Below are 26,796 nucleotides of genomic sequence, written 5' to 3'. Positions count from 1 at the left end.
GAGTTTGGTAAGAACCGACTTACTTATCGGAGAGTCAGTGATGAAATTGGGTTATCAACTTAATCTTCTATTTGTGAACCTTCTAACAACTACCCATAAGTGTAGAAAATTCACTCAGAAAAAGGGAGGCGAAGATTAACATACCTTGTGAGTTAAGGACAAGATTGCAGATTTACTCCGAGATTTGCAAGCCCCCTTGTTCCTATGAAAAAGGAAAGCGAATGCATAGGAATATAACTAACATGGCAATAAAAATAAAGACGTCAAAGAAGTTACAAATATGACCAGTTTGCTTTTGTATCTTACGCAATAAAATAATAATCAATCTGTCAATAAATGCTGGTCATTACTGGGTTTGTGGGGATTTACTGATGAGTAAAGTGTTATTATCTTGTCATCTATTTCGTAGGTGGAAAATTGGTACGTTAATATTTGTTATTTAAGGTATGCATCAATTGTAAAAGCGACCATATTATGGATAATGGTGCGGCAGATTTGCATGCGTGATTAGCGATGTTCAAACTATCGCAACTTTGATTGTGACATTTAAGCTTCACATTTGTGGCATAAAGTTATGTGGCATAGAACGACTGCTGTAACTAACTAGCCACGATACTTAGCAACAACGAGTAAACTCGCAGCGACATTAACGGACTAAATCGAATTGCACAAAATGGTTGAGTGCTGAACACCGGCGGGCGGTAGCGTACCAACTTGATGTTAATCGCAATTTACTAACAAAACTATAATCAAGCCTTGACTTGAGACGGCTAGACAAAACGATAATGGAACCCTAGACCCTAGACCCTAGACCCTAGACCCTAGACCCTAGACCCTAGACCCTAGACCCTAGACCCTAGACCCTAGACCCTAGACCCTAGACCCTAGACCCTAGACCCTAGACCCTAGACCCATAAAATTATCCTTGCTGTAAAACTCGGAACTTACACTTTAATGAACAACGTCAAAAAAACTACGATAGCGTTATTCCTACCTCTGATCATCGCAGGATGTGCAATGCCCGGAGGACACATCTCCACTAAAAACAAGCATGTCATCCAAGCAGAGGATGAAACCACCGATATTTCCTCTTTGGTTAACGTCTATCCTCTCACCCCAGAGCGTGTTGCTTCATTTAAATCCCCGGAGCCAACCGCCCAAGCCAACACTTCTCTTGACCTTGAAATCGCCCAATACCAATACCGTGTTGGTCCTGGTGATATCCTTAATATTACCGTTTGGGATCACCCAGAACTAACGATTCCCGCTGGTTCGTACCGTAGCTCCGAAGAGTCGGGCAATTGGGTCAATGCCGACGGCACCATCTTCTATCCCTATATCGGTTTTGTACAAGTGGACGGAAAAACCACGCGTGAAATTCGTGCCGAGATGCAACAGCGCTTGACCAAATACATTGAAAGCCCGCAAGTGGATGTCAATGTGGCGGCGTTTCGCTCTAAGAAGGTCTATGTGACTGGTGAAGTTGAAAACCCAGGTCAACAAGCGGTCACCAATATTCCCATGACGCTGTTGGACGCGGTGAATCAAGCGGGTGGCTTGGAAACAGATGCAGACTGGCGCAATGTCGCTTTGACTCGTAATGGGGTTGAACAACGCATCTCTCTTTTTGCTTTAATGCAAAAAGGCGATTTAACTCAAAACCGTTTGATGCAACCTGGCGATATTATCCATGTTCCACGTAACGATGCGCAAAAAGTATTTGTGATGGGTGAAGTTGTCTCACCGCAAACATTAAAAATGGAACGTAACGGTATGAGCTTAACCGAAGCGTTAAGCACCGTCGGCGGTATTAATGAGATTGGCGCCGCAGCAACGGGGATCTTTGTTATTCGACCGAATGCGAGCAAGGAGCTATCAGATAAAATCGCTAATGTTTATCAGCTAAATATGCAAGATGCGACATCGTTGTTTTTAGGCACCGAATTTGAGTTAGAGCCATACGATGTGATTTACGTAACAGCGACACCGCTAACACGTTGGAACCGTCTACTAGCGCAAATTATCCCAACCATTGATGGCATTAATACCGTCACCGAAAGTGTCAACCGAGTTCGCACTTGGTAAGTAATTTACCTAGGTCCTAGATTCTAGGACCTAGGATCTAGGATCTAGGATCTAGGAATTAGATATGTTCGATAAAATTCTTGTAGTCTGCGTAGGCAATATCTGCCGCTCTCCAATCGGCGAAAGACTCCTTAAGAAACTATTACCACACAAAGACGTCGCTTCAGCCGGTATTGCCTCTGCCAAAAGTGGATTGGTTGGCAAACCAGCAGATCGAACCGCCATTGAAGTCGCTGCTGAGCATAATGTGAATGTGGCAGAACACGCCTCACAACAATTGACCAGTGAATTATGTAAGCAATATGACTTAATTCTAGTGATGGAAAAAGGACATATTGAAGCACTCACCAGCATCGCCCCTGAAGCACGCGGCAAAACAATGCTATTTGGACAGTGGATCGGTCAAAAAGACATCCCAGATCCTTATAGACAAAGTAAAGAAGCGTTTGAATTCGCTTATGACTTGATTGAACAATCAGCGAATGAGTGGGTTAGAAAGTTAAAATGAATGTACTTAAAGGGGCTAGGTCCTAGAATCTAGGGTTTAGGGGTGTTTGTTGTTAGTGCAAACCCGCCTCTTTTGTTTCATGCTTGACTAAAAAACTATTGACATCACTAACTCAAAATTAAAAATTTTACCTAGCACCTAGCACCTAGCACCTAGCACCTAGCACCTAGCACCTAGCACCTAGCACCTAGCACCTAGCACCTAGCACCTAGCACCTAGCACCTAGCACCTAGCACCTAGCACCTAGCACCTAGCACCTAGCACCTAGCACCTAGCACCTAGCAATTAAAATAAATCGGATTTATATAAACAATGCAAACCCCAACTTCTCCACAAAGTTCCAATTCCAATTCAGCCGACGAAATCGATTTAGGCAAACTGTTTGGTATTTTACTTGATGCAAAATGGTTAATTGTTTTTGTTACCTTCCTATTCGCTTGTTTGGGTGTAGCTTATGCCTTGATGTCGACGCCGATATATAAAGCGGATGCTTTGATTCAGGTAGAACAGAAAAGTAGTGGTATGTCTTCACTGATCGGTGAAGGATTAGGGGATATGTTTGCACAAGAGTCTTCGGCGACCACGGAAATCGAGTTAATTAAATCTCGTATGGTGTTGGGTCAAACGGTCGATAAGCTAAATTTAACCACCGTCGCATCCCCAAGCTATATACCAGTCATTGGCAAAGGTATTGCTCGTTTAACGGGGCAGCAAGGTTATATCAGTGTTGGCCGACTTGAGTTGCCAGAGCAGTGGTACTACAAACAAGACCAATCACTCACGTTACGCCAAACCGATGAGCAAAATACTCAATACGATTTGTTGGATGCTGAAGACCGCATTGTTTTATCCGGTGTGGTGGGTGAACTTGCTCTAGACGGTGGCTTTAAACTGTTTGTAACGGAATTAAGTGGTCAACTCGGGCAAGAATATAGTTTAGGTAAAATTGCTCGCATTGATGCTATTTCAGAGTTACAAAAATCACTGTCAATTTCTGAACGTGGCAAGCAAACCGGCATTTTACAAATGTCACTAGAGGGCGAACACAAACCAACCATTGAGCGTGTTCTTAATGATATCAGCCAGAACTATTTTCTTCAGAATGTAGAAAGACAGTCTGCGGAGGCTGAGCAAAGCTTAGAGTTTTTAAAAAGCCACTTGCCGGATATTAAAGCGAGCTTGACTGTAGCGGAAGATACGCTAAACAGCTTTCGTCAAGAAAATGAGTCGATCGATCTAGGCTTAGAAGCGCAGTCAACGCTGAAAGTGATGGTCGAGCTCGAAGCGCAATTGAATGAGTTAACCTTCAAAGAGAGTGAAATTAGTCAGCGCTTTACCCAAGATCATCCATCTTATCGTGCGCTACTAGAAAAACGTCAAACCTTACTTGGCGAAAAAGAGCGTCTAAATCAGCAAATCCAAAAGTTACCCAAGACCCAACGTGAAGTGTTGCGTATGACACGTGATGTTGAAGTGAACCAACAAATCTATCTGCAACTATTAAACAAAGTTCAAGAATTGAATATTGTTAAAGCGGGCACGGTGGGTAATGTGCGCATTGTTGATGCTGCAACGTCATACACTGAAGCCGTGAAACCTAAGAAGCCGTTAATAGTAGTCTTGAGTATATTGTTGGGTGGCATGCTGAGTGTGGCATTTGTGTTGGTGAAAGCGGCTTTCCATAAAGGTGTGGAAAGTGCAGAAGAAATCGAAGCGATGGGTCTTCCTGTGTATGCAAGCGTTCCTAAGTCGGATATTCAGGAACAACTGGACCAAAGACGTAAATCCAAAAGAGGTAAGCAGGAACTGCTAGCTATCCATAACCCGGCTGAATTATCGATTGAAGCGTTGCGTGGCTTACGCACGAGTTTGCACTTTGCCATGATGGAAGCAAAAAATAATGTCGTCATGATTTCGGGTCCAGCGCCAAGTATCGGTAAATCATTTATCTCAACCAACTTTGCCGCGGTAGTGGCAAATACCGGACAGCGCGTGTTGTTGGTGGATGCCGATATGCGTAAAGGTTACCTACAGCGCCCATTTAACTTGGATTGGGACAACGGTCTATCCGAATTGCTCAGCGGCAAGATTGAGCAAACTCAATCGGTTAAAAAAACCAATATCGAGAACTTAGACATTGTCACCAGAGGACAAGTTCCACCAAACCCGTCAGAACTGCTGATGCATCCCCGTTTTGCTGAGTTTGTTGAGTGGAGTTCGCAGAATTATGATTTGGTAATTATTGATACACCGCCGGTGTTAGCAGTGACCGATCCAAGTATCGTCGGTGCTTTAGCCGGTACCACATTGATGGTTGCACGCTACGGGCAAAATACCGTGAAAGAGATTGAAGTCGCAAGAGGTCGCTTTGAACAATCAGGGATTGAAGTGAAAGGGGTGATCTTCAATGCGATCGAAAGAAAAGCGAGTAACTCATATGGTTACTATAATTATTCATATATTAGTGATAAAGGCTAAGTTAAAAATATAGGCATAATTGTAAAAGTATTTTTATGCTAAAGTTGGTTGATAACTAGTAAATACATAACGATTAGTAATGATTCTTACTAGAATAAATTCAGAATTTATATAAGATGAATTATCAACTCTTATGTAGGGAAACTAAATTTATTTAATGAAAAATATCAACTGAATATAGTGTAAGTGTGCGAATGAAGTAGTTGGTAGAATAGCTGGAAGTTGTATATAAAAATCATATATCTTTTGGGTTATTTATGCTCACCTGGGACTAATTAAGGTTATTGTATGTGGAAAATGAAAATTGGCAACAAACTGTTAAGGTTAACCAATTTAGTGAAAATGTTATTTTCGAAAGAAGTTATTATTGTTTATCAAATGGGGAAGGTAGGTTCTACATCTTTATATAATAATATTAAACGTTCAACGACTGTTCCTGTTATTCAAATTCATCGGCTTAGGCTTGTGCCAGGTACATTTGTTAATAGAGGTGGTGTCAGATTCCAGTTGAGGAAAATATGGGTCTATGTGATAAAGAAAGCAATCAGGAACAAGAACATAAAAATAATATCAGTGACACGGAATCCGATTAAACGCAACATATCTGATTTTTTTCAAACTTTAGATCATTTTATAAAAGTAAATGAATTAAACGTTAAGCAACTCAAGACAGACGAGTTGATTGAAATATTTTTAACCCAATATCCTCAATATAGTTCGATTAGTTGGTTTTATGAGCAAGTTGAGAAGTATTTTGAAATCAATGTTTATGAAAGTAAATTATTGAAAAAAAATAAGATTGCCAAATTTAAAAACAAAAATGTAGAATTGCTTGTTTTTAGAATAGAAGATATAAAAGAACGAATGTTAGAAATAGAAGGTTTTTTAGGTTTTGATATAGGTGAGTTAAAAAGAGATAATAGCGCGGAAAAAAAATGGTACGGTGATGTATATGCGAACTTTATTAATGAGTTTGAACCACATAGATTGAATTATTTAAAAGATACCCAGTACTATGAATTTTTCTATAAATAATGCTTAGTCTGTGAATTTATCTGCATTTAAAAATTTACTCGATTTATAGTCTTTATTTTGATAGTTGTCATCAATGGATTTTATACTATCCCTTTAAAAGGTTTTATTATGATGATAAAAATAAGGTATTTTACAGAGCTAGGGAAGGTGAAGTTTCCTAACTTTAGGCGTTTCTATTTAGAAGTGCGAGGGTTTATGGGAAAGAAAATAGTCAATGAACAGTATGTGAAATGCAAAGCTATATTTATTCATATACCAAAGGCTGCAGGGAGATCGGTTGCAGGTGAAATATTTGGGAATGAAAAACCTGGGCATTACTATTCGATTGACTATTTTAAAGAATGCTCACATAAATTTGAATCTTATTATAAGTTTACGTTTGTTAGAGACCCTTTAGATCGTATTAGCTCTTCATATCATTACCTTATTTCAGGAGGGGGTAATGAAGTTGACAAAATGTTCGGAGAAAAATTAAAAAGAGAAACTTTGGATTTTGAAGACTTTGTGATGAATTGGCTTGATGATAAGAAGATTCGAAGTTGGATACACTTTGTTCCTCAATATGAATATATAACAATTGAGGGGGATTTGTCTGTAGATTACGTGGGAAGGTTTGAAAACATTGAAAGTGATTTCAAAGAAATATGCTTAAACTTAGATATAGACAAGACTTTAAAGCATAGAAATAAAGGTCGTGTTTGTAAGCCTAAGGAATATAGTGAATTAGTTAAAGAAAAAATCAGGTCGCTTTATAAACTAGATTACAAGCTATTAGGTTATTAGATTGAAAATACTATTTATCGAGCCAAGGTTTTATTTTGAACGGCTGATTTCAATTGAAGATTTAATTATTAAAGGGCACGAAGTAAGGTTCGGTGTCCCAGTCGTTATAACAAGCTTAAAAAGTTTTTGTGAACAGTACGATTTAGTTGTTACGTGCATTGAGCATAGTGCTGTATCTAGAAGACTTATCTCGTATTGTAACTATTTAGGTTTAAATACAGTGTTAATTATGGATGGTACATATGAATTTAGCAATTCACATAGTAATCCATACTTGAAGAAAATAAAATTTAAACTTCTACATAGTAACAAGTTTACATATGTGTTTTCTATTGATTTAATGATGAAGGGATACATAGAATCTCTTGGTTCTAAATTTGTTGGGTACTGTCCAAGGCATGCGAATCCTATAAAAAAAATGAAAAACTTAACTAATGATAAGATTCTTTTAACTACAGCAAATTCTGCTTACTTTGATGAATTTGAATTCTGTAGTTTGATTAGATTGCTTACTAAAATTATAGACTATCTAGAAAAGAGTAATATTGATTATAGTTTTAGGATATATGATAAAAGAGTAATAAATGAATTGAATATTGAACAAAATAAAAATGACATTAATGAGGGTTTTCAAGAAACTTTACTCAAGTATAGTCATGTTGTGAGTACTCCATCAACTATTATAAATACGGCGGTTGAAGCTAATATTCCAACTGCATTGCTTTTATATCGAGATGCGCCAATTACTCAACCAGCTGGTTGGATTATATCAGATGGTGTTGAATTAAATCGAACATTTATTTCTTTTCTAAGTAAATCATCAGATAGAATGAATTTCCAGAAGCGATTTAGCCTCGACTCAAACATTGATGCGTGTAAAACCATAGATGACTTGGTGTGCGGAAATGAAAATGAATCCATCTCAGAGCATATTAATAAAGATTATTTAAATTTATCAATTGAATATAAAGTTAGACTTTTAAATACCTTTAACTGGTTCAAGAGCGTTATCTCTAAGGTCAAAAAAAAATAAAATGGCAATTCTAACAAAGAGTAGATTGTCTGCTGTTATAATATCCTTGCTAATATCGATATATTCTATCGTTCTATCATCTGATCTGTTATCAATATCATTGAAATCCATATCTTTTTTATTGATATACTTCACGACCATAATCATAATTATGCTTCGCGGTAGCATTCGATTATTTATTTCTAGTCGGGTTGTTGTTTTCTTTTCTTTTTTGATTTTTTTACTCTTCAAAGACCTTTATCTATTTGCTTATATGAATGCATCTATACATATAGTGCAGTATTCATTTTTAAGACTTATTGTTTGTGTTCTCACCTATATTGTAATAATAAATGTCACTTTTAATCAAGAAAGAAAAGTACTGGATTCGCTTTTTTTAGCTTCAGTGGTTACATTTATCTTATCAGTGGTGCTGAATATAAAGCTCAGCGGCAATATTATATTGATCATGGCATTGTACTCTATAATGACAGTCAGTTCCCTGAGAGTAAAATTTGTTAGGTGTCTATTTATTGCTTTTCTATCAATATATTTAGATTCTCGCACGGGACTTGTTGTTGTTTTTTTGTATCTTGTCCATGGGGCATTTTTGAAGGTAAGTATATACCAAAGGAATTGGATCAATATATTGATTTTTTCGTTGATTTCTATAGTTGTTATTCAATTGTATATGGCTGTTTTTCTATATGATGACGCTTATTTAAATACCTTGCTAACTAAGCGTCCTTACATTTGGGGAGTCTATATAGAGAATGCATTATCAAATGTTATGAGCTTTCTTATGGGGCATGGTAGAATATCTGGTGATTTTGCTGAGCAAGTAGGCGTTATAGTTTCAGAAGAATTTGGAATCGGAAGGAAATATAGTGCGCATAGTTTTTATATTAACTTTATTTATGAGCACGGATTTGTTGGTTTAATCACTTTCCTTAGCATGATATTTTATGCATTAAAGAAAAATGTTTCTCTCGCTTTGATGAAATATAATGAATATGTATTGTTTACATTGATTGCTGGGCTAGTCATTCCGATGTATATCGGTGGTGTTTCCGTGTTTGACATATTGTTAACGTATTTAATTTTAAGGTTGTTTGTGGTGAGTAATGAAAATAGTACATATAATTGAATCTACCGCGACAGGTACATTGTCAATTTGTTCTTTGATGGCAAATATACAAGCCAAATACAAACACAATGTAAGTGTAATATTTTCTAGAAGAAAGGATACACCTGATGATGTTAAAGCTAACTTTGATTCAAGTGTGAAGCTTATCGAATGCAACTTGTCTATTGTGAATGCTTTTAGGTCTGTCATTAGGCTAAGGAGAGAGTTAAAAGAAATTGCTCCTGATGTGGTACATGCGCATTCTTCAATTGCGGGATTTATATCACGTATGTCTTGTTTGGGGTTAGATATTGATATTTTATATAGTCCTCATTGTATATCTTTAATGCGAAAAGATATTGGACATGTGAAGAAGTTTCTTTTTCGAATGTTTGAGTGTTTTGCCTGTATAAAGAAATCCAAATACATTGCTTGCTCAAGAAGCGAACAGGAAGTAATCGCAGCAGCGCTTCCTAATGTAGACGTAGTGTTACTAGAAAATGCAGTAGTATTGTCGGACTTTAAATACAATCCAATTGCTAGAACAATTGGTGATGAATTGAAAGTTATAACTGTAGGAGGTATTAGACCTCAGAAAGGTTATCTTGAGTTTATTAGAATTGCAAAAAATTTTAAATGCAAAAATGTTAGTTTCATCTGGGTTGGAGATGGAAATGATACTGAAAAAAAATTACTTAATGAAGCTGGCGTTACTGTAACAGGTTGGAAATCTAAGCAAGAGGTTATTCAAGAATTATATTCAGCTGACTTATACCTCTCTACCGCTCGATGGGAAGGAATGCCGGTATCATTGATAGAGGCAAGTGCAGCATGCTTGCCAATTATTGCCAATTCATGTCTCGGAAATGTTGACATCATTGAGCATAAAGAAACTGGTTATCTATTCAATACTACTTCCGAAGGTATTGAATTAGTAGAACAATTTATACAGGATCGGACTCCTTATAAAAAGTGTGCTGAAAACGCATATCATGTTGTTTTTGAGCGTTTCTCCGTTGAACGTTTTTCAAAAGAGCTTATTGCACTATATAAAAGTTAAGATATTAGAGGAAGTTATGTTTTTAATCTCAGGACCATGTGTTATTGAATCAGAAGATCTTGTATTTGAAGTTGCTTCTACTATGAAGCAGATTACAAACGAGTTAGGTATGGAATATATTTTCAAGGCAAGTTTTGATAAGGCTAACCGCAGTTCAACATCTAGTTACCGAGGTCCAGGAATAGAAAAGGGTTTAGAAATTCTTGCAAATGTAAAAAAAGAATTGGGTTTACGCGTATTAACAGATGTGCATGAAGATACTCCCATCGATGAAGTTGCTTCGGTGGTTGACGTTATGCAAACCCCAGCTTTTTTGGTGCGTCAAACGAATTTTATTCAGAAAGTGGCTGCAGCAGGAAAGCCTGTCAATATCAAAAAAGGTCAATTCCAAGCCCCTTGGGATATGGAGCAAGTAATCAATAAATGTCACGAAGTAGGAAATAAAGATATTTGGTTGTGCGACCGAGGAACCTCTTTTGGTTACAACACTCTCGTTTCGGATATGCGCGGTCTATCAGTAATGCGACAAACTGGATGTAAAGTTGTTTTTGACGCGACACACTCTGTACAACAGCCAGGTGGTCAAGGCGCGACTTCAGGTGGGCAGCGTGAGATGGTGCCTGTACTTGCGCGTGCAGCCGTTGCTGCTGGTATCGATGGCTTATTTATGGAAACCCATCCCAACCCAGAAGTTGCGTTAAGTGATGGACCCAATATGCTGCCATTATGCCATATGAGAGAGTTGCTTGAGACTTTACTCGAACTTGATGAGGTTGTGAACAAGCGTCCATTTATTGAATCTAAATTGGTTTAAGAGTAAAGCTGGAGTTTGATCACTTATTGCAGCTGCTTTTTGTTGACTATGGTTAAAAGCAATGACTAACAAAATTAAAGTCGTGATCCCGGCAAGGTATGGATCTTCTCGTTTACCAGGTAAGCCGTTATTAGAGTTATGTGGAAAACCGATCTTTTGGCATGTTTATCAACGTGCTATTGAGGCAGGTTTGCATTCTGAAGATATCGTTCTAGCGACAGACGATGAACGTATTTTCAAGCTGGCTTCTCAATCAAATATCGCGGTTATTATGACTGATGCTAGCCATAATAGTGGAACTGATAGATTGAATGAAGTCGCGACTAAATTAAATTGGAGCGATGATACCTTAGTTATTAATGTGCAAGGAGACGAACCATTAATCCCCAGCACTCTAATAAGTCAGCTTATTAAATTTACTCAGCAGAACCTGCAATTTGACATTACAACAGTGATTTCCCCCTTAAGTTGTCACGAAGATGCTAACAATCCAAGTATCGTTAAGGTTGCTGTGGGGGAATCAAGTCAGGCTGTATACTTCTCTCGTCTACCAATACCTTATAATCGTGATCATTCGGGAATTCTCGATGCAATCTACAGACATATCGGGATCTATGCATATTCAGTTAGGAGTCTTCGACAGTTTTGCCAATACCCAGAATCAACATTAGAGCGTATAGAGAAGCTTGAACAACTAAGAGCACTAAGTAACGGCTTGTCCATTGGCGTAACAGTAGTAGAGCAAGCCCCTCCGCATGGTATTGATACAGAACAAGACTATTTAAAAGTTAAAACAATAATGGAAAAATTACATGTCAGTAATAGAACGTGCTAGAGACGTTATTCGCACCGAAATTGGTGGATTGGAATATATGTCCAAACAGCTTGGTCAATCATTTGAAGTTGCCATTGCTACTATCCTAAATAATAAAGGTCGTACTATCATCTGTGGTATGGGTAAATCCGGTATTATCGGTAAAAAAATTGCCGCGTCATTGGCAAGCACTGGGACAGCGAGTTTTTTTATGCACCCAGGAGAGGCATTTCACGGTGATTTAGGTATGGTTAAGCCTGAGGATGTATTTATTGCTATTTCCAACTCCGGTGAAACAGATGAAGTACTGAAATTACTCCCTTTTTTACGTGATAATGGCAATTTCATTATCGCTATCACTGGTCGTGCAGAATCGACTTTAGCACAGGCTGCGCAATGTCATTTGAATGTTGCCGTGCCTAAAGAAGCTTGCCCTTTACAACTCGCACCCACAGCATCGACGACGGCCACGTTGGCTATGGGTGATGCTTTAACTATTTGTTTAATGGAGCAGCGTAATTTTAAACCTGAAAATTTTGCTCGCTTCCATCCTGGAGGGAGTCTTGGTCGCCGTTTGCTAGGGCGAGTGAGTGATGAAATGGTGTGCAAAAACTTACCCGTTATTCATACTCATAGTGTTTTGCCAGAGATTATTGCGAAAATATCGGAAGGTCGCTTGGGGTTAGCTATTGTGTTGAGCGATGGTGAAATTCAAGGGATGATTACAGATGGTGACCTTCGTCGAACAATAGAAAAATATGGTAAAGATTCGTTTTCTATTACTGCTGAGTCAATATATACACCAAACCCGATTACAACTACACCACAAATGTCGATTCAAAGTGCTTATGAATTGATGGATGTATCCAATATAAGTGCGCTAGTCGTTGTAGATGATCGTAAACTGGTAGGTATTTTGAAAAAGTGAGCTTATTAATTATGAAGGCTAGAAATAATGGCTAGCTTTATTTCTAGAATGGGTAAGAGACTAAAAGATCCCTCACTAATAATTGGTGCGCTCAGTGCTTTCGGTGTAAAGCTGTTAGCAGCCGGCGGAGCATTTTTGCTCAATGTTATTGTCGCTCGTAATCTTGGTGCAGAGCAAGCGGGGTATTTTTTCCTAGCGCTGGCCGTTTGTATAATGATTGCCAACCTAACTCGACAAGGGTTGAATAACGCCTTGGTTCGTTTTATTGCTGGTTATAGAGTGTCTGGCGATATAGAGAAAGTTGGTGGTTTATTTAAATATGCGTCTTTACGAGTATTTTTTGTCGGCTGCTTGGTTTCTTTAATTTTATACTTTCTGTCTCCATGGCTTAGTAATACAGTATTTAACAAACCGCTATTGACACCAATACTTGAGGCTGCAAGTTTTTTAATAGTGCCATTGGCTCTGAGTCAATTGATAGGTTTTTGTTTCCAAGGTATGAAAAAGGTTGTACCTGCAATATTTTATCAATCAGCTTTGTTAGCTACGCTCGCTGTCGTGGTACTTTGGCTTCTGTCGCCTGACGATTCATTATCAGCGATTTGGATCTACGTTATTTGTACTTTTACTGTTGCGACACTGGCTTTTTTGCATTGGCTTAAAGTCGTTGGGAGAACTTATGAAGTGCTAGGCGCAAGGGATAAGTATGAAGTTAATCAAGCAATTAAACCACTCTTTTTGATTTTATTGATGTCGCAGGTTACACAGTGGGCGGGGCAGTTGGTGCTGGGTATTTGGAGCACGCCCCATGAAGTTGCTCTGTTTGCAACTGCACAGCGCACAGCAATGCTAACCAGTTTCATCTTGGTTGCTGTTAATGCTATTGCCGCTCCAAAGTTTGCTGAGGCTTTTAAGAAAAATCGCCATGATGAAATTGAACAGATAGCACTTTCATCTAGTCGTCTTATGACCGCAGCCGCCATCCCAGTACTAATATTTATGGTCATTTTTGCTCCTTGGTTAATGAGCTTATTTGGTCCTAGTTTTGCGGAAAGTGCGATAATATTACGAATTCTTGCAGTTGGACAGTTTATTAATGTTATTACTGGTTCAGTAGGTTATTTATTACAAATGACAGCGAATGAGCGTGTGTTACGAAATAACATGGCTATATCAACGCTAATTCTTGTTGTGGGTTCAGTTATATTCACACCTATTTTGGGTATGTTAGGGGTAGCTGTGATTACAGCATTGGCTATCGCAACGCAAAATATATTGTGTATATATCAAGTGAAAAGGATTTTTGGCTTTAACACTTTAAATATTTTTGCTCGATAGTATTTATGAATTAAAGTCACTAAGAAAACTTTAAGAGGTATAGTTGTATGAGTGAATTGCAAACATTGGAACATGCTTGCAGGTTGGATCTTAAGGGTAATTTTTCTGCAAGTAAAAATAAAAAATTCCTTATATTAAGTGATACTCTGTCTTTTTTTGTGGCGGCTTTAATAGGAAGTGTCACTTATTTCTCTAGCTTCAATTTTTTTGATTTCGAAATAAATAACGATACAGTAACTAGAGCAATTGTATTCTCAAGTGTGACATTTTTATCAATCGCTTGGTTTTGGGGTAGTAAGCGTCACTACACGTATCGAAAACCATTTTGGGATGAACTTAGAGAATCCTATATAACTTTGTCATCTATCGCACTTATTGATTTGGCATTAACAACATTTGTTGCATTGGAAGCTAAACCGATGGTTTGGTTAATTACCTGGTCAAGTTTGTTTGTTATTTTGCCTTTGTTTCGAGCTTGTACAAAGTACTATTTGAATCTAGTTGGTTCATGGGCGATGCCAAGTGTTATTATTGGTGATGAAAAAAATGCAAATGAGGCATATTTGGCTATTAGAAGTGAACCATCGACAGGATTCAGAATAGACGCTTTTATAGCGCCAAAGTATAAAGTACAGAAGGCAACTTTTGTGGATGATATTCCATATTTATCGCCATTGGATTTCTTACAACAGAGTGAATCTGTTCCATTTAAGATATTTATTGCACTAGAAAAAAACCAAACTGAATTAAGAGATGAGTGGTTTAGAACTCTTGCTAAAATGGGAATAAGTAATATTTCTGTTGTGCCTGACTTACGTGGTGTGCCGCTTGTGGGTATGGATGTATCACATTTCTTTAGTCACGAAGTGATGATGCTTCGGATTAGGAATAATTTAGCTCGAAAGTCATCGCAGTTTATAAAGCGCCTTTTTGATATTTTTGTGTCTTCCGCGCTATTGTTAGTGTTAGCTCCATTTTTTGGTTACATTTCATATAAAGTAACTCGAGATGGTGGCTCTGCGACGTATGGGCATGAGAGGATAGGGTATAAAGGTAAGCCATTTAAGTGCTTAAAGTTTCGCTCTATGGTTATGAACTCTAAGGAGGTTCTTGAGCAGCTCTTAGCGACAGACCCGATAGCAAAGGCTGAGTGGGACAAAGAGTTTAAGCTTAAGCACGATCCACGAGTGACGCCAACAGGTGCTTTTTTGCGACGAACAAGCCTTGATGAATTACCTCAGCTATGGAACGTGCTTAAAGGAGAGATGAGTTTAGTTGGTCCACGCCCAATTATAGATGAAGAGCTTCAACGGTATAAAGAGGATGTTGCCTATTACTTGATGGCTAAACCTGGTATGTCTGGTTTATGGCAGGTAAGTGGTAGGAGTGACACTGACTATGAGACCCGAGTCTATTTAGATGCTTGGTACGTTAAAAATTGGTCATTGTGGAGTGACATTGTTATTTTATTTAAAACCGTTGGCGTTGTTCTGAAGCGTGATGGCGCTTATTAACCATGCTAATTTCGTGATCAAAGGGTGTTTATGCTGACGCTAATAAGCAACTTAAACACCCGCTGTTGTCATTAGTGCTCAGTTTGTAGAATGAAGTGTCTAATTAAATAAGGCAGTTCATACTCAAGACTTTTTGATGGATACCAACCTAAGTTTTTAATTTTGTTCGTATTAACTGAATAGCGTACATCGTGCCCTTCTCTATCCTTCACATGTTGGATCAAGTCGATATGCGGTGCATGGTTTGGAAACAAGCCATCCATCGTTTCACAAATACGGTTAACTATTTCTAGGTTCGCTCTTTCGCATTCCCCACCCACACAGTATGTCTCCCCAACTTTTCCCTTTTCCAGTAGTAACAACATTGCTTGAGCATGATCGTCAACATGCAGCCAATCTCGAATTTGCTGTCCATCACCATAGATAGGCAAAGGGAGCTGTAGATAAGCATTATGGATTAATTTAGGAATCAGTTTTTCCGCATGTTGATACGGTCCATAATTATTGCTGCAGTTACTGATTAAAATCGGCAGTCCATAGGTTCGGTGCCAAGCTCTAACCAAATGATCGGACGACGCTTTAGAGGCTGAATAAGGGCTACTTGGTTTATAGCGGGATCGCTCGGTAAACGGAGCGTCATTAGGTTCTAAATCACCAAAAACTTCATCTGTTGAGATATGGAGTAAACGAAATGCTGACTGTTTGTCCGTTTCTAGGGTGTGCCAATAACCTAATGTACACTGCAATAATTGATAGGTTCCAATAATATTGGTTTGAATAAAGGCGCTCGAGGCGTATATCGATTTATCCACGTGGCTTTCTGCCGCTAAGTGGACCACATAATCAGGCTGGTGTTTATCAAAGGTCGCTTCTAACTGATCTCCATCGCAGATATCGCCATGAATAAAGGTGTAGTTGGGATGTGATTGGTAGTTATCCAGCGACAAAGGATTGACCGCATAAGTGAGCTTGTCAAAGTTAATCACACGATGTGACGTGTTATCAAGTATATGTCTAATCAGCGCAGAACCGATAAAACCAGAGCCACCAGTAATGAGTAGGGTTGATGCTTTCATGGTGAGCATTGTACAGGAGCGAAAGAATATTGGGTAGAGTGGTTGACAGGTGTCGATAATCTTAACTAAGCCTCACTTTTTCGCCTTAGCTTCCATCGTCAAACTTGCTATACTCCCATTCATCTTTAGTCATATCAGATTATTTATAACTCAGTTAAAGTCGTGGAGGTGGGATGAAAGGGCAAGTTAAAAAGCTCGTTGAAGAGATCAATAGAATTCATAAAGAGTTTTCAGAGTCTTGCTTCGATAAGGGGATGTTTGAGCGAGTGAAACTATCTAGGACAATCTCGAACGTTCCAACCTCTCATATCTATAAATACCGATTGGTGCTTCATGAAAGCATCAATGACTATTTGATGACATCCCATATTGAGTTGAAATTCTTTTATCGAGTAAAAACAAGAGAGAGTATCGACGACAAAATTGTGCGTTATAGTGAGCGTGAAAATCAGTATCCGGTGAACAATTGGCTCAATGATATTTTTGGAGCTAGGGTCATTTTAACCGAGTCTGAGATCGCAGAAGTGATGGAAGAACTGGATAACTGGCAAGATGAACTTGGTTTAAAAAACTGGTATTTGCGCGATAAGGAAGGCTATAAAGGGCTTCATATCTATTTTAAGAATAGTAGTAATTTTTACTTCCCGTGGGAACTTCAAATTTGGGATCGAGAAGATTTAAAATCGAATGTCGAAAACCATGAAAAGTTTAAACGAAGTTTCATTTAACACATTGAACCCTCGCGTTCTAACCTTTCAGCACAAATAATATAGTCAACACGCCAATCATTCTCCCCACTCCGTCATTCCTTTCCATCCCCGTCATTCCTTTGTAGAAAGGAATCTTGTTAAAGCGAACACTTGCTTCAAGTAGCCCCCAGCCTCCGCTGGGGAGACGTAAATCTTGGGGGAGACATAATTTTTTGGGGAGACGTAACCTATTAGGAGAGCTCAATTTTTGGGTTAATCTAGCACCTAGCACCTAGCACCTAGCACCTAGAAAACCTTTATCACCTAATCCGCCATCGTCCTTCTCATCTTCTCTGCACGGTTAAAAAACCAAAACGACACAATACAGAAGAAAATCGTGCCGAGCGCTGAAAGCAGCACGTTAACATTAGAGCTGATTAACATAGCGGCACAGGCTGTCATGGCAAGCGCAACCATCAAAAACTCAAAACAACGACCCATCATTTTGTTCTTGTGGCGGAAAATGGCGTAGCGTAGAGTTAAATTCATGATATCGACCCATTTACAGTTATTAGGATATGAAACTTCAATTCTTTCAACCGGAACACACATCCTAAGTTTGTATAATAGTTATTTTTAATTTTTACGGCATTTTGCATTGTTTGGTTATTCGTCTCAATGCGCTATTGACAATAAAATCAGTGGTATTTTGTGTTTTTGGTAGAGTATCACAAATTGGCGCAATAATTGCCAGACCGATGGTAAGTGTATTGTTGTTTTTTGTTACTTATGAATTACGTATGTTTTATTATTGTATGCTTTGTGTGAAATAAGCAACTGGCTGTAATAAAGATTGAATTATTTACAAAGATCCTTACAATTCGCGCAAACGTTTGCTCCAGTGCGATATGAGTCGGTTAATTGATTCAAATTCATCAGGTATCGAGAGCAAATCATCATTTCGTCAAATTGATAAGGTTGTAAAGTGAATACCCAAGTAAGTGCAGACCGTACTAAGCAAGGCGGTTGGTTAGAATCTACTTTTAAACTCTCTGAGCGTAAGACCACGGTAGGTACTGAGGTTTATGCTGGTTTTATTACCTTCCTCGCGATGAGTTATATCCTAGCGGTTAACCCAGCCATTTTGGGTGGGATCCCTGGAATGGAGAAGGGCGCGGTATTTACTGCAACCGCACTGGCGGCGGCGCTAGCGACTCTCATCATGGGTATCTGGGGCAACTATCCTGTGATGTTAGCGCCCGGCATGAGTATGAATGGCTTTTTTAAAGGTATGCTACTCAGCGGCTCGGTTGCTTTGGTTTGGCACGAAGCGTTATTTGGTATCTTCTTGTCCGGTGTGTTGTATTTAATCTTGTCTTTGACCAATATTCGCAAAGCTATGATTGAATCAATACCCGAAGATCTTAAGTTGGCGATTACCGTCTCCCTTGGATTGTTTATTGCGTTCTTAGGATTAAAAAACGCCGGTATTATTGTTTCCAACCCTATCATCCTCGTCAGCATGGGCGACATCGCCGACCCTAAAGTTATCATTGCTTACATCAGTATCTTTGTCGCCTTGGGTTGTATGGTACGTGATATCAAATTGGCGACCTTTGTCTCGTTTATTACGGCGATTGTGCTGACTATTCTGGCGGATGTGATGATGGGCACCAACAATGCACCAATCCCCGAACAATTCTTTACCGCACCACCGAGTATTGCCGGTAGCTTTGGCGCTGTGTTTGATTTTTCAGGCTTAACGGCGGATAAGATGTTTGACCTGCTGTTTATTGTCATTATCTTCCTGATTGTCGATTTCTTTGATGGTTTAAGCACGATCATCGGTGTTGGTCGCGATGCGGGGATTATCGACAAAGACGGCAAGGTACCGAATGCCCGCTCTGCGCTGGTGGCGGATGCAGGCGGTACGGTGATAGGCTCGGTATTGGGCACAACTTCAATCACCGCTTTCTCTGAATCGGGGATAGCCTCTTCACAAGGTGCGAAAACAGGGCTTGCTGCGGTCACGGTTGCGGGACTGTTTCTGCTATCACTGTTCATGTATCCGATTTTCTCTATTTTCTCTGCGGGAATGGTGGCACCTGCCATGGTCGTTGTCGGTATCTATATGATTGGTCGACTGGGTCAAATCAGTTGGGACCAGAAAGAGTCACGTATAGCGGCGTTTTTCACCATTATGTTTACGGTTCTTAGTTTTTCTCCTGCGAATGGTATGGCGATGGGCTTTATTAGTTATGCCTTTAGCATGGTTGTAGCAGGCAAAGGTAAGCAGGTTCATCCGGTAATTTATGTGTTGTGTGGACTGTTTATGACGTATTTGATTTTGCTCTAGTTATTGGTCTTAATTAGAATTAACGGTACTATTTCTTGTCAATAACTATTAAGCCCCAAGCGTTGATATACAACGATTGGGGCTTTGTCGTTTATGGTAGCGTTACTGTAGCTTTTTGCAGATTTTGGATAGAGTCGGCGATAATCTTTATGGTACGCTTGAGCTAAATTACGCACAGAAGCGGAAAGATCCGAGGATGATATGTTAGTACCGATAATTATGGCTGGTGGAACAGGCAGTCGACTTTGGCCTTTGTCTCGTGAATTGTATCCAAAGCAGTTTTTAAAATTGTTTGGTGAGCAATCTATGCTTCAGCAAACAGTATCAAGATTACATGGCTTGGAACATCAAGCGCCTTTATTGATTTGTAATGAAGAACATCGTTTTATTGCAGCGGAGCAGATGCGACTGGGTGGCTTCGAGCATTCGGGGATTATCTTAGAGCCAGTGGGGCGTAATACGGCTCCCGCTATTGCACTGGCGGCTATCCATGCACTTACGCAAGCTCAAGAGAGTGACTTACAACAAGATCCTATTCTTTTAGTTCTCGCTGCAGATCACTTGATTGAAAATCAAAACGCTTTTCAAACTTCGGTCAGCAAAGCACTCGACTATGCTCGTAAAGAACATCTTGTTACTTTCGGTATTGTTGCGACAGCTCCAGAAACCGGTTACGGCTATGTTAAAAGAGGTGAAAACCGAGATGACGGGGCGTTTACAGTGGCAAACTTTGTTGAAAAACCAGACGTAAACACTGCACAAGAGTATCTTGATTCTGGCGAATACTACTGGAACAGCGGTATGTTTATGTTCAAGGCGTCAGCGTACCTTGATTCACTGAGAAAGTATCATCCTGATATGCTCGATGCTTGTAAAAAGGCGATGGAAAATACTCAAGCAGATCTTGAGTTTGTTCGAGTCAATAAAGAGGCATTTGAAGCCTGCCCATCCGACTCGATTGATTACGCGATTATGGAGCCTGTGTGCGCCGATGGGCAAGCAGACTTGACGGTTGTGCCTATGGATGCCGGATGGAGTGATGTAGGTTCTTGGTCTGCGCTATGGGATGTATCTAAGAGAGACGGTGATGACAACGCTCACATTGGTGATGTTTTATCGGTAAACTCTAACAATAACTATGTCCACTCAGAGAATAAGTTGATTGCTACCGTAGGCGTCAGTGATATGGTGATCGTAGAAACCAAAGATGCCATCTTGGTGGCTGATAAGTCTCAGGTTCAAGATGTAAAAGCGGTTGTTAAGCAGCTTAAAGAGGCTGGGCGTGGTGAGTATAAAGTCCATAGAGAGGTTTATCGTCCTTGGGGGAAATATGACTCCATAGACGTGGGTCAACGTGACCAAGTAAAACGAATTACCGTCAATCCCGGTCAGAAGTTGTCGATTCAAAAACACTATCATAGAGCTGAGCACTGGATTGTGGTATCAGGAACTGCAAGTGTGACGAATGGTGATGAAGTGATTTTAGTCACGGAAGATCAATCCACCTATATTCCATTGGGCACCATTCATGCTTTGGAAAACCCAGGGAAAATTCCGTTGGAGATGATTGAAGTGCAAACCGGCTCATACTTAGGTGAAGACGACATCGTTCGTTTTGACGATCGCTATGGGAGAGTGTAACTCATGCTTAAAAGTGCAGAAGTAATATCAGGTAGCGGTATTCAATTTGGAACCAGCGGCGCGAGAGGGTTAGTTGAACAGTTTACATCTGATGTCACTGCTGCTTTTACTCACGCATTTATCCATGGAATGCAGCAAGAGTTTAGTTTTGATACCGTCGCAGTGGCAATAGATAATCGTCCAAGCAGTGAACGTATGGCTCAAGCTTGTATTAGGGCTCTAGAGCAAGCAGGTATTAATGCGGTGTATTACGGTGTTGTTCCGACACCAGCTTTAGCGTATGTTGCCATGCAAGATGACATGCCATCCATTATGGTGACTGGTAGCCATATTCCTTTTGATAGAAATGGACTTAAGTTTTATCGCCCTGATGGTGAAATCACCAAAGCTGATGAGCAAGCTATCATTGCTGCCAATGTTGCTTTTGAATCAATAGATGACCTGCCTGAATTGTGTGTCTCACCTAGAGCCGGCAAAGAGTATATTGAGCGTTATACTCGCTTGTTTAGCCCTGATTTTTTAAAGGGTAAGCAGATAGGTATCTATGAACACTCGAGTGCAGGTCGTGATCTTTATGGAGAATTGTTTACTCGTTTAGGTGCAGATGTCCTGTCTCTTGAGCGCAGTAATGAATTTGTTCCAATCGACACCGAAGCCGTCTCGCAAGCCGATCAGCTAAAAGCGAAAGGTTGGGCGGAAAAACATCACTTTGATATGATTTTTTCTACCGACGGAGACGGAGACCGTCCGCTGATCGCTGATGAAAATGGCATTTGGTTACGTGGAGATATACTTGGTCTGCTTTGTTCAAAAGCGCTTAACATAGAGGCGTTAGCAGTACCAGTGAGCTGTAATACATCGATTGAAGCTAGCGGTTTGTTCGATTTTGTCGAGCGTACAAAAATAGGTTCTCCTTACGTTATTGCTGAGTTCGCTACACTCAATGCTCGCTTTCAAAGAGTCGCTGGCTTTGAGGCCAATGGTGGCTATTTGTTGGGAAGTGATGTTGTAATTAACGGTCATCATTTAGCCGCTCTTCCAACCCGTGATGCGGTGCTTCCTGCCATCATGCTACTCCTAGCGGCAAGTGAGACGAGTATCGCACAGTTGACCATGAGCTTACCAAGTCGTGTGACCTGCAGTGATAGAATCCAGAACTTTGCCACTGAACGTAGTCAGCAAATTATCGCTGATGGCATTAATGCCCCAGCCACATTGATAGCCAAGCTTGGTCTAGAACCGCTCGTAGCATCTAAGCTGGATTTGACCGATGGATTGCGTGTTACATTATCGGACAATAACATTATCCATTTACGTCCGTCAGGAAATGCACCAGAGCTGCGCTGTTATGCAGAAGCTGATACAGCTGAGCGAGCAAAGCAGTTGGTGGATGAGGTTCTTGCTCATATCGTTGACTGTTAACTGGTGCCAGATTGTGAGAACGAGACCTCAATGAATATTGGGGTCTTTTTTTTGAAAGTGAAAAGGGGATTGGTGTGGCCGTTGGGTAGATCCCGGCTTTCGCCGGGATGACGTCATCTTTAATTTTAATGACATAAAATTGGATTTTTGGATAAGGTAAAACTCGCGTTGTTGGTGAGTTAACCAGCCAATATGAGGTTATTCAATATTCTGGATCTGCTCTCTCATTTGCTCAATGAGTACTTTCAATTCTACGCCTGATGCTGTGATGTCAGTGCTGATCGATTTAGATGCCAGAGTATTTGATTCACGGTTAAACTCTTGCATCATAAAGTCCAAGCGACGACCGACTGCGCCACCTTTGTTTAAGATGTTGAGGGTTTCTTTTACGTGAGAGTCTAGGCGATCTAACTCTTCAGCGACGTCGGATTTTTGAGCCAGTAAAATCAGCTCTTGTTCGGTGCGTGAAGGATCAAGTTCGATTTTTGCGTCTTCAAATTTGCTCTGTAGACGTTCACGTTGCCATTCGATGATTTCAGGCATACGAGCGCGCACTTTGACCACTTCATCGGTGATGGTCGTGAGACGTTGCTCGATTAGGCTGCGCATGTTGCTACCTTCACGACCACGAGCCTCAATAAAGTCCGACAGTGTGTTTTCAAATGCTTCAAGCAGCTGTGTGTTGATACTGTCCATATCCTGTTCAGGTGTTTCCATCACGCCGGGCCACTGCATCACTTGGAATGGGTTGAGACGGCTCTCTTCGCCAGTCAATGTCATGATCTGCTGTGCGGCACCAATGACTTGCTTTGCCAACGTTTCATTGATATTGAGCTCACCTTTTGCCGCTGGGTTCGCTTCAAAGCGCAAGTGACATTCAACCTTGCCACGTGCTAAACGTTTACGGAATTTTTCACGAAGAACGGGCTCTAGACCACGAAATTGCTCAGGTAAACGGAAGTAGGTCTCTAGGTAACGTTGATTGACTGAGCGAATTTCCCATACTGCGCTGCCCCAGTCCGCTTTGACTTCCTTACGTGCATAAGCTGTCATGCTGTAGATCATGGATAGATGTCCTTGGTAAATGAATCATTGATAAACGGCGATTATGTTAGCACATCAGAGTGTCACTGGTTAATTTTTTGCGTCGATGCTTAGGGCTGCATTGATGGTATTAGTCATCAATAGCTTCAGTCATTAATGGCTTCAGTTTCAATCCTATGCAGTATTCAGGAATTCCGCTATAATCCTTTTCCAATCTAATAGACTCCCAACCAAAGGTACTTCCATGCGTCCAGATAATCGCGCAGCAGACCAAGTGCGCCCAATAAAAATGACTCGCAACTATACCGCTTATGCAGAAGGCTCTGTACTTGTTGAATTCGGTAATACCAAAGTGCTTTGCAACGCGACAGTAGAAGATAATGTGCCTCGTTGGCTAAAAGGCCAAGGTAAAGGTTGGGTAACCGCAGAATACGGAATGCTGCCACGTTCGACGCACTCAAGAATGCGCCGCGAAGCCGCGAATGGTAAGCAAGGTGGACGCACGATGGAGATCCAAAGGCTGATCGCTCGTAGTCTGCGTGCCGTGGTCGATCTTGAAGCGATGGGTGAGGTTATGGTCACCGTTGATTGTGATGTCATTCAAGCTGATGGTGGAACGCGTACCGCGTCTATCTCTGGTGCCAGCGTTGCCATGGCAGATGCATTCCAATCGCTGGTGGAAAGCGGCAAGCTAAAGAAAAACCCGATGAAAGGTCATGTTGCCGCGGTTTCTGTGGGTATCCTTGGCGAAGAGGTTCTTTGTGACCTAGAGTACGTGGAAGATTCTGCCGCGGATACCGATATGAATGTGGTGATGACGGAAGACGGTCGTATGATAGAAATTCAGGGTACGGCTGAAGGCGAACCGTTTAGTCATGAAGAATTGCTGGCGTTGTTGGCCTCGGCGAAGAAAGGCATTACAGAGATCGTCGCAGCGCAGAAGCAAGCGCTCGAAGACTAATTTATTAAGCTCCCTTTTTTGGGAGCTTTTTGTATCGGCATTACCTTGCTAAGTGATAGACGTCGTCCCTGAATACGTCGTCCCGCTTTTAGACAGTAACAATAGAGAGAAGAGACATGAAAGCATATCAGCGTGAGTTTATTGAATTTGCACTAGAAAAACAGGTTCTAAAGTTTGGTGAATTCACTCTTAAATCGGGTCGTAAAAGCCCTTACTTTTTTAATGCTGGTCTGTTTAATACAGGTCGTGATTTAGCGCGTCTTGGTCGTTTCTATGCGGCAGCGCTAGCAGATTCAGGTATTGAATATGATGTGCTATTTGGTCCAGCTTACAAAGGTATCCCAATTGCGACCACAACGGCGGTCGCGTTAGCGGATCACCATGACGTTGATACGCCTTATTGCTTTAACCGCAAAGAAGCTAAAGACCATGGTGAAGGCGGTAATCTCGTCGGCAGCGCGCTTGAGGGACGTATTATGCTGGTGGACGACGTCATTACAGCGGGCACGGCGATCCGTGAGTCAATGGAGATCATCCAAGCTAATGGCGCTGACTTGGCGGGTGTACTTGTCGCGATTGACCGACAAGAAAAAGGGAAAGGCGAGCTATCGGCAATCCAAGAAGTCGAGCGTGACTTTGGCTGTGCGGTTATCTCTATTGTTAGCCTGACCGATCTGATTACTTATCTTGAAGAAGCGGGCGGTGATACGGAACATTTGGCTGCGGTTAAAGCCTATCGCGCGGAATACGGCATTTAAAATAATAAATATTTTTCTTAAGCTAGGTCAGAGGGTATGATTCCTCTGACCTTTTTTATTTTAGTGAAAATAATGGATTACCTAGGGCGCTAGGGTTTACTTGTACTCGTTTCGTTTTCCATCTGTTTTTAGGAGATGCCAAGTTATGAAAATCGCCATCGTTCACCTTCGCCATGGATATTCCGGTGGAGTTGAACTCTATTTGAATAAAATGGCTGCGTATTTGGCAGAGCGAGGCGCTGAGGTATCGATTATCTGTCGCTCTCACGAAGACACCCCGCCGCACCCCAACGTCAAGTTTGTGCGTTTACGTGGTTTCAGTATTGGTAAAACTCACCGCTTATGGAAGTTTGCTAAATCAGTAGAAAAGCATGTTCAAAGCGCTGACTATGATCTTGTTTACGGTCTGGCTCATGCTTGGACCCACGATGTACTGCGGATTGGTGCGGGTACGGCGCTGCATATGTCGCAGGCATTAAACCGTCCAATGCGATTTAAAGATCGAGTGAACAATATCATCGAACGAAAAGCGATGTCTCCGGGGGCGTATTATCACGTGATATGCAACTCGCACAAAAGTGCCAGTGAGGTGCAAGATATTCATGGCGTTCCAGAAGATAAAACGACCGTTATACACAACTTTGTCGATACTAAAAAATTCTCAGCTGAGCGCGTCGCTGAACCTGCGCTGGCATTGAAGCAAGAGTTGGGGGTCGATGATGGCAAACCGGTTTATCTGTTCTTGGGCACGGGCTATGAGCGTAAGGGCTTAAAGCAGGCGCTTGAGGCATTCTCTAAGCTAGAGTTTCCGGCTCATATGCTCATTGTCGGTAGAGAAACCCATGATGGTGAGTACAAGGCGCACGCCAAGCAATTGGGTGTTGCCGATTCTTGTCAGTTCTTAGGAGAAGACAAGCGCCCAGAACTCTTCTTTGCGCTTGCTGATTGCTATGTCCTACCAACACTCTACGAACCATTTGGCTTTACCGTGATTGAGTCTATCGCATCCGGAACGCCAGCGATTTTGACTGAAAACTCAGGTGCGAAAGAGGTGGTGAATGAGCAAGTGGCGACGGTCATTGGTGGTGATGTCAATATCGATGAACTGACACAGGCGATGATCTATTGGGCCGACAAAAAGCGCACCACAGAGGTTAGTCAAACCTGTCGTCAACTGGCATTGTCTATGGATGTTGATATTGTGCTTGAGCAAAACTATCAAAAATTGCTTGAGGTTTATGAGATGAAGAGAGCTGGTAAAGCGAGCCAGTAATCGCTCACTAAATCAATAAAAAGGTCGCAAATTGAACTGAACCCCAATAGTTGTTCTCTTGCGACCTTTTTGATTCCAATC

The 26,796-nt window shown here is 40.7% G+C and carries 23 protein-coding genes; 20 read left to right on the top strand and 3 right to left on the bottom strand.

Features of this window, described 5'->3' with window-relative positions; genetic code table 11:
• The first annotated feature begins 954 nt into the window (after positions 1–954).
• The 13 genes from L9Q39_RS12750 (at position 955) to wbaP (ending at position 15,495) form a co-directional block, all read left to right on the top strand.
• Positions 955–2,085, top strand: a complete 1,131-nt coding sequence (locus L9Q39_RS12750; RefSeq protein ID WP_237485410.1) for a polysaccharide export protein — start codon at positions 955–957, stop codon at positions 2,083–2,085.
• A 64-nt stretch (positions 2,086–2,149) separates the two neighbouring features.
• Complete coding sequence (locus L9Q39_RS12745) at positions 2,150–2,593, top strand: arsenate reductase/protein-tyrosine-phosphatase family protein (protein WP_237485409.1); 444 nt, start codon at positions 2,150–2,152, stop codon at positions 2,591–2,593.
• A gap of 312 nt (positions 2,594–2,905) precedes the next feature.
• Entirely contained in the window at positions 2,906–5,071 is a 2,166-nt protein-coding gene (locus tag L9Q39_RS12740; RefSeq protein WP_237485408.1) for a polysaccharide biosynthesis tyrosine autokinase, read from the top strand.
• Between the two features lie 288 nt (positions 5,072–5,359).
• Positions 5,360–6,106, top strand: coding sequence for a sulfotransferase domain-containing protein (locus L9Q39_RS12735; protein ID WP_237485407.1), 747 nt, complete (start codon positions 5,360–5,362; stop codon positions 6,104–6,106).
• A gap of 108 nt (positions 6,107–6,214) precedes the next feature.
• Positions 6,215–6,889: a sulfotransferase family 2 domain-containing protein gene (locus L9Q39_RS12730; RefSeq protein ID WP_237485406.1), complete on the top strand. Its 675-nt coding sequence runs from the start codon at positions 6,215–6,217 to the stop codon at positions 6,887–6,889.
• Between the two features lies 1 nt (position 6,890).
• A complete protein-coding gene (locus L9Q39_RS12725; RefSeq protein WP_237485405.1) occupies positions 6,891–7,922 on the top strand; it encodes a hypothetical protein in 1,032 nt (343 codons plus the stop codon).
• A 670-nt stretch (positions 7,923–8,592) separates the two neighbouring features.
• Positions 8,593–9,048, top strand: coding sequence for a hypothetical protein (locus L9Q39_RS12720; protein ID WP_237485404.1), 456 nt, complete (start codon positions 8,593–8,595; stop codon positions 9,046–9,048).
• Entirely contained in the window at positions 9,026–10,087 is a 1,062-nt protein-coding gene (locus L9Q39_RS12715) for a glycosyltransferase (protein WP_237485403.1), read from the top strand. The genes L9Q39_RS12720 and L9Q39_RS12715 overlap by 23 nt, the downstream gene beginning before the upstream one ends.
• 16 nt (positions 10,088–10,103) lie before the next feature.
• Positions 10,104–10,901: a 3-deoxy-8-phosphooctulonate synthase gene (kdsA, locus tag L9Q39_RS12710; protein WP_237485402.1), complete on the top strand. Its 798-nt coding sequence runs from the start codon at positions 10,104–10,106 to the stop codon at positions 10,899–10,901.
• Between the two features lie 61 nt (positions 10,902–10,962).
• Positions 10,963–11,736 (top strand): 3-deoxy-manno-octulosonate cytidylyltransferase, encoded by a 774-nt coding sequence (gene kdsB / locus L9Q39_RS12705; protein ID WP_237485401.1) that lies wholly within the window; start codon positions 10,963–10,965, stop codon positions 11,734–11,736.
• Complete coding sequence (locus L9Q39_RS12700) at positions 11,714–12,643, top strand: KpsF/GutQ family sugar-phosphate isomerase (protein ID WP_237485400.1); 930 nt, start codon at positions 11,714–11,716, stop codon at positions 12,641–12,643. Before kdsB ends, L9Q39_RS12700 begins: the two co-directional genes overlap by 23 nt.
• Before the next feature lie 27 nt (positions 12,644–12,670).
• Complete coding sequence (locus L9Q39_RS12695; RefSeq protein ID WP_237485399.1) at positions 12,671–13,981, top strand: oligosaccharide flippase family protein; 1,311 nt, start codon at positions 12,671–12,673, stop codon at positions 13,979–13,981.
• A gap of 47 nt (positions 13,982–14,028) precedes the next feature.
• Positions 14,029–15,495, top strand: coding sequence for an undecaprenyl-phosphate galactose phosphotransferase WbaP (gene wbaP, locus L9Q39_RS12690; protein ID WP_237485398.1), 1,467 nt, complete (start codon positions 14,029–14,031; stop codon positions 15,493–15,495).
• Positions 15,496–15,566: 71 nt separating this feature from the next.
• On the opposite strand, the gene rfbB is transcribed toward wbaP, so the two are convergent.
• On the bottom strand, positions 15,567–16,571 hold the full coding sequence (rfbB, locus tag L9Q39_RS12685; RefSeq protein ID WP_237485397.1) for a dTDP-glucose 4,6-dehydratase: 1,005 nt from the start codon (positions 16,569–16,571) through the stop codon (positions 15,567–15,569).
• Between the two features lie 173 nt (positions 16,572–16,744).
• On the opposite strand from rfbB, the gene L9Q39_RS12680 reads away from it, so the two are divergent.
• Entirely contained in the window at positions 16,745–17,299 is a 555-nt protein-coding gene (locus L9Q39_RS12680; RefSeq protein ID WP_237485396.1) for a nucleotidyltransferase family protein, read from the top strand.
• A 285-nt stretch (positions 17,300–17,584) separates the two neighbouring features.
• Here the strand turns inward: L9Q39_RS12680 and L9Q39_RS12675 are convergent, their stop codons facing one another.
• Positions 17,585–17,809: a hypothetical protein gene (locus L9Q39_RS12675; RefSeq protein ID WP_237485395.1), complete on the bottom strand. Its 225-nt coding sequence runs from the start codon at positions 17,807–17,809 to the stop codon at positions 17,585–17,587.
• Between the two features lie 436 nt (positions 17,810–18,245).
• On the opposite strand from L9Q39_RS12675, the gene L9Q39_RS12670 reads away from it, so the two are divergent.
• The 3 genes from L9Q39_RS12670 (at position 18,246) to L9Q39_RS12660 (ending at position 22,679) form a co-directional block, all read left to right on the top strand.
• Positions 18,246–19,616 (top strand): NCS2 family permease, encoded by a 1,371-nt coding sequence (locus L9Q39_RS12670; RefSeq protein WP_237485394.1) that lies wholly within the window; start codon positions 18,246–18,248, stop codon positions 19,614–19,616.
• Between the two features lie 201 nt (positions 19,617–19,817).
• Positions 19,818–21,257 (top strand): mannose-1-phosphate guanylyltransferase/mannose-6-phosphate isomerase, encoded by a 1,440-nt coding sequence (locus L9Q39_RS12665; RefSeq protein ID WP_237485393.1) that lies wholly within the window; start codon positions 19,818–19,820, stop codon positions 21,255–21,257.
• Positions 21,258–21,260: 3 nt separating this feature from the next.
• Entirely contained in the window at positions 21,261–22,679 is a 1,419-nt protein-coding gene (locus L9Q39_RS12660) for a phosphomannomutase (protein WP_237485392.1), read from the top strand.
• A 198-nt stretch (positions 22,680–22,877) separates the two neighbouring features.
• Here the strand turns inward: L9Q39_RS12660 and L9Q39_RS12655 are convergent, their stop codons facing one another.
• The gene (locus L9Q39_RS12655; RefSeq protein WP_237485391.1) at positions 22,878–23,744 is read right to left on the bottom strand and encodes a YicC/YloC family endoribonuclease; all 867 of its coding nucleotides are present in this window, start codon (positions 23,742–23,744) and stop codon (positions 22,878–22,880) included.
• 223 nt (positions 23,745–23,967) lie between these two features.
• On the opposite strand from L9Q39_RS12655, the gene rph reads away from it, so the two are divergent.
• From rph to L9Q39_RS12640, 3 genes are all read left to right on the top strand, one after another.
• Positions 23,968–24,684 (top strand): ribonuclease PH, encoded by a 717-nt coding sequence (rph, locus tag L9Q39_RS12650; protein ID WP_237485390.1) that lies wholly within the window; start codon positions 23,968–23,970, stop codon positions 24,682–24,684.
• 116 nt (positions 24,685–24,800) lie between these two features.
• The gene (gene pyrE, locus L9Q39_RS12645; protein ID WP_237485389.1) at positions 24,801–25,442 is read left to right on the top strand and encodes an orotate phosphoribosyltransferase; all 642 of its coding nucleotides are present in this window, start codon (positions 24,801–24,803) and stop codon (positions 25,440–25,442) included.
• A 145-nt stretch (positions 25,443–25,587) separates the two neighbouring features.
• On the top strand, positions 25,588–26,715 hold the full coding sequence (locus tag L9Q39_RS12640) for a glycosyltransferase family 4 protein (protein WP_237485388.1): 1,128 nt from the start codon (positions 25,588–25,590) through the stop codon (positions 26,713–26,715).
• Positions 26,716–26,796 lie beyond the last annotated feature (81 nt).

Origin of the sequence: Vibrio hippocampi (genome assembly GCF_921292975.1) — a bacterium.
Lineage (GTDB): Bacteria > Pseudomonadota > Gammaproteobacteria > Enterobacterales > Vibrionaceae > Vibrio > Vibrio hippocampi.
The sequence above is the reverse complement of the archived record's forward strand: the minus strand, read 5'-3'. Positions and strand labels throughout refer to the sequence as shown.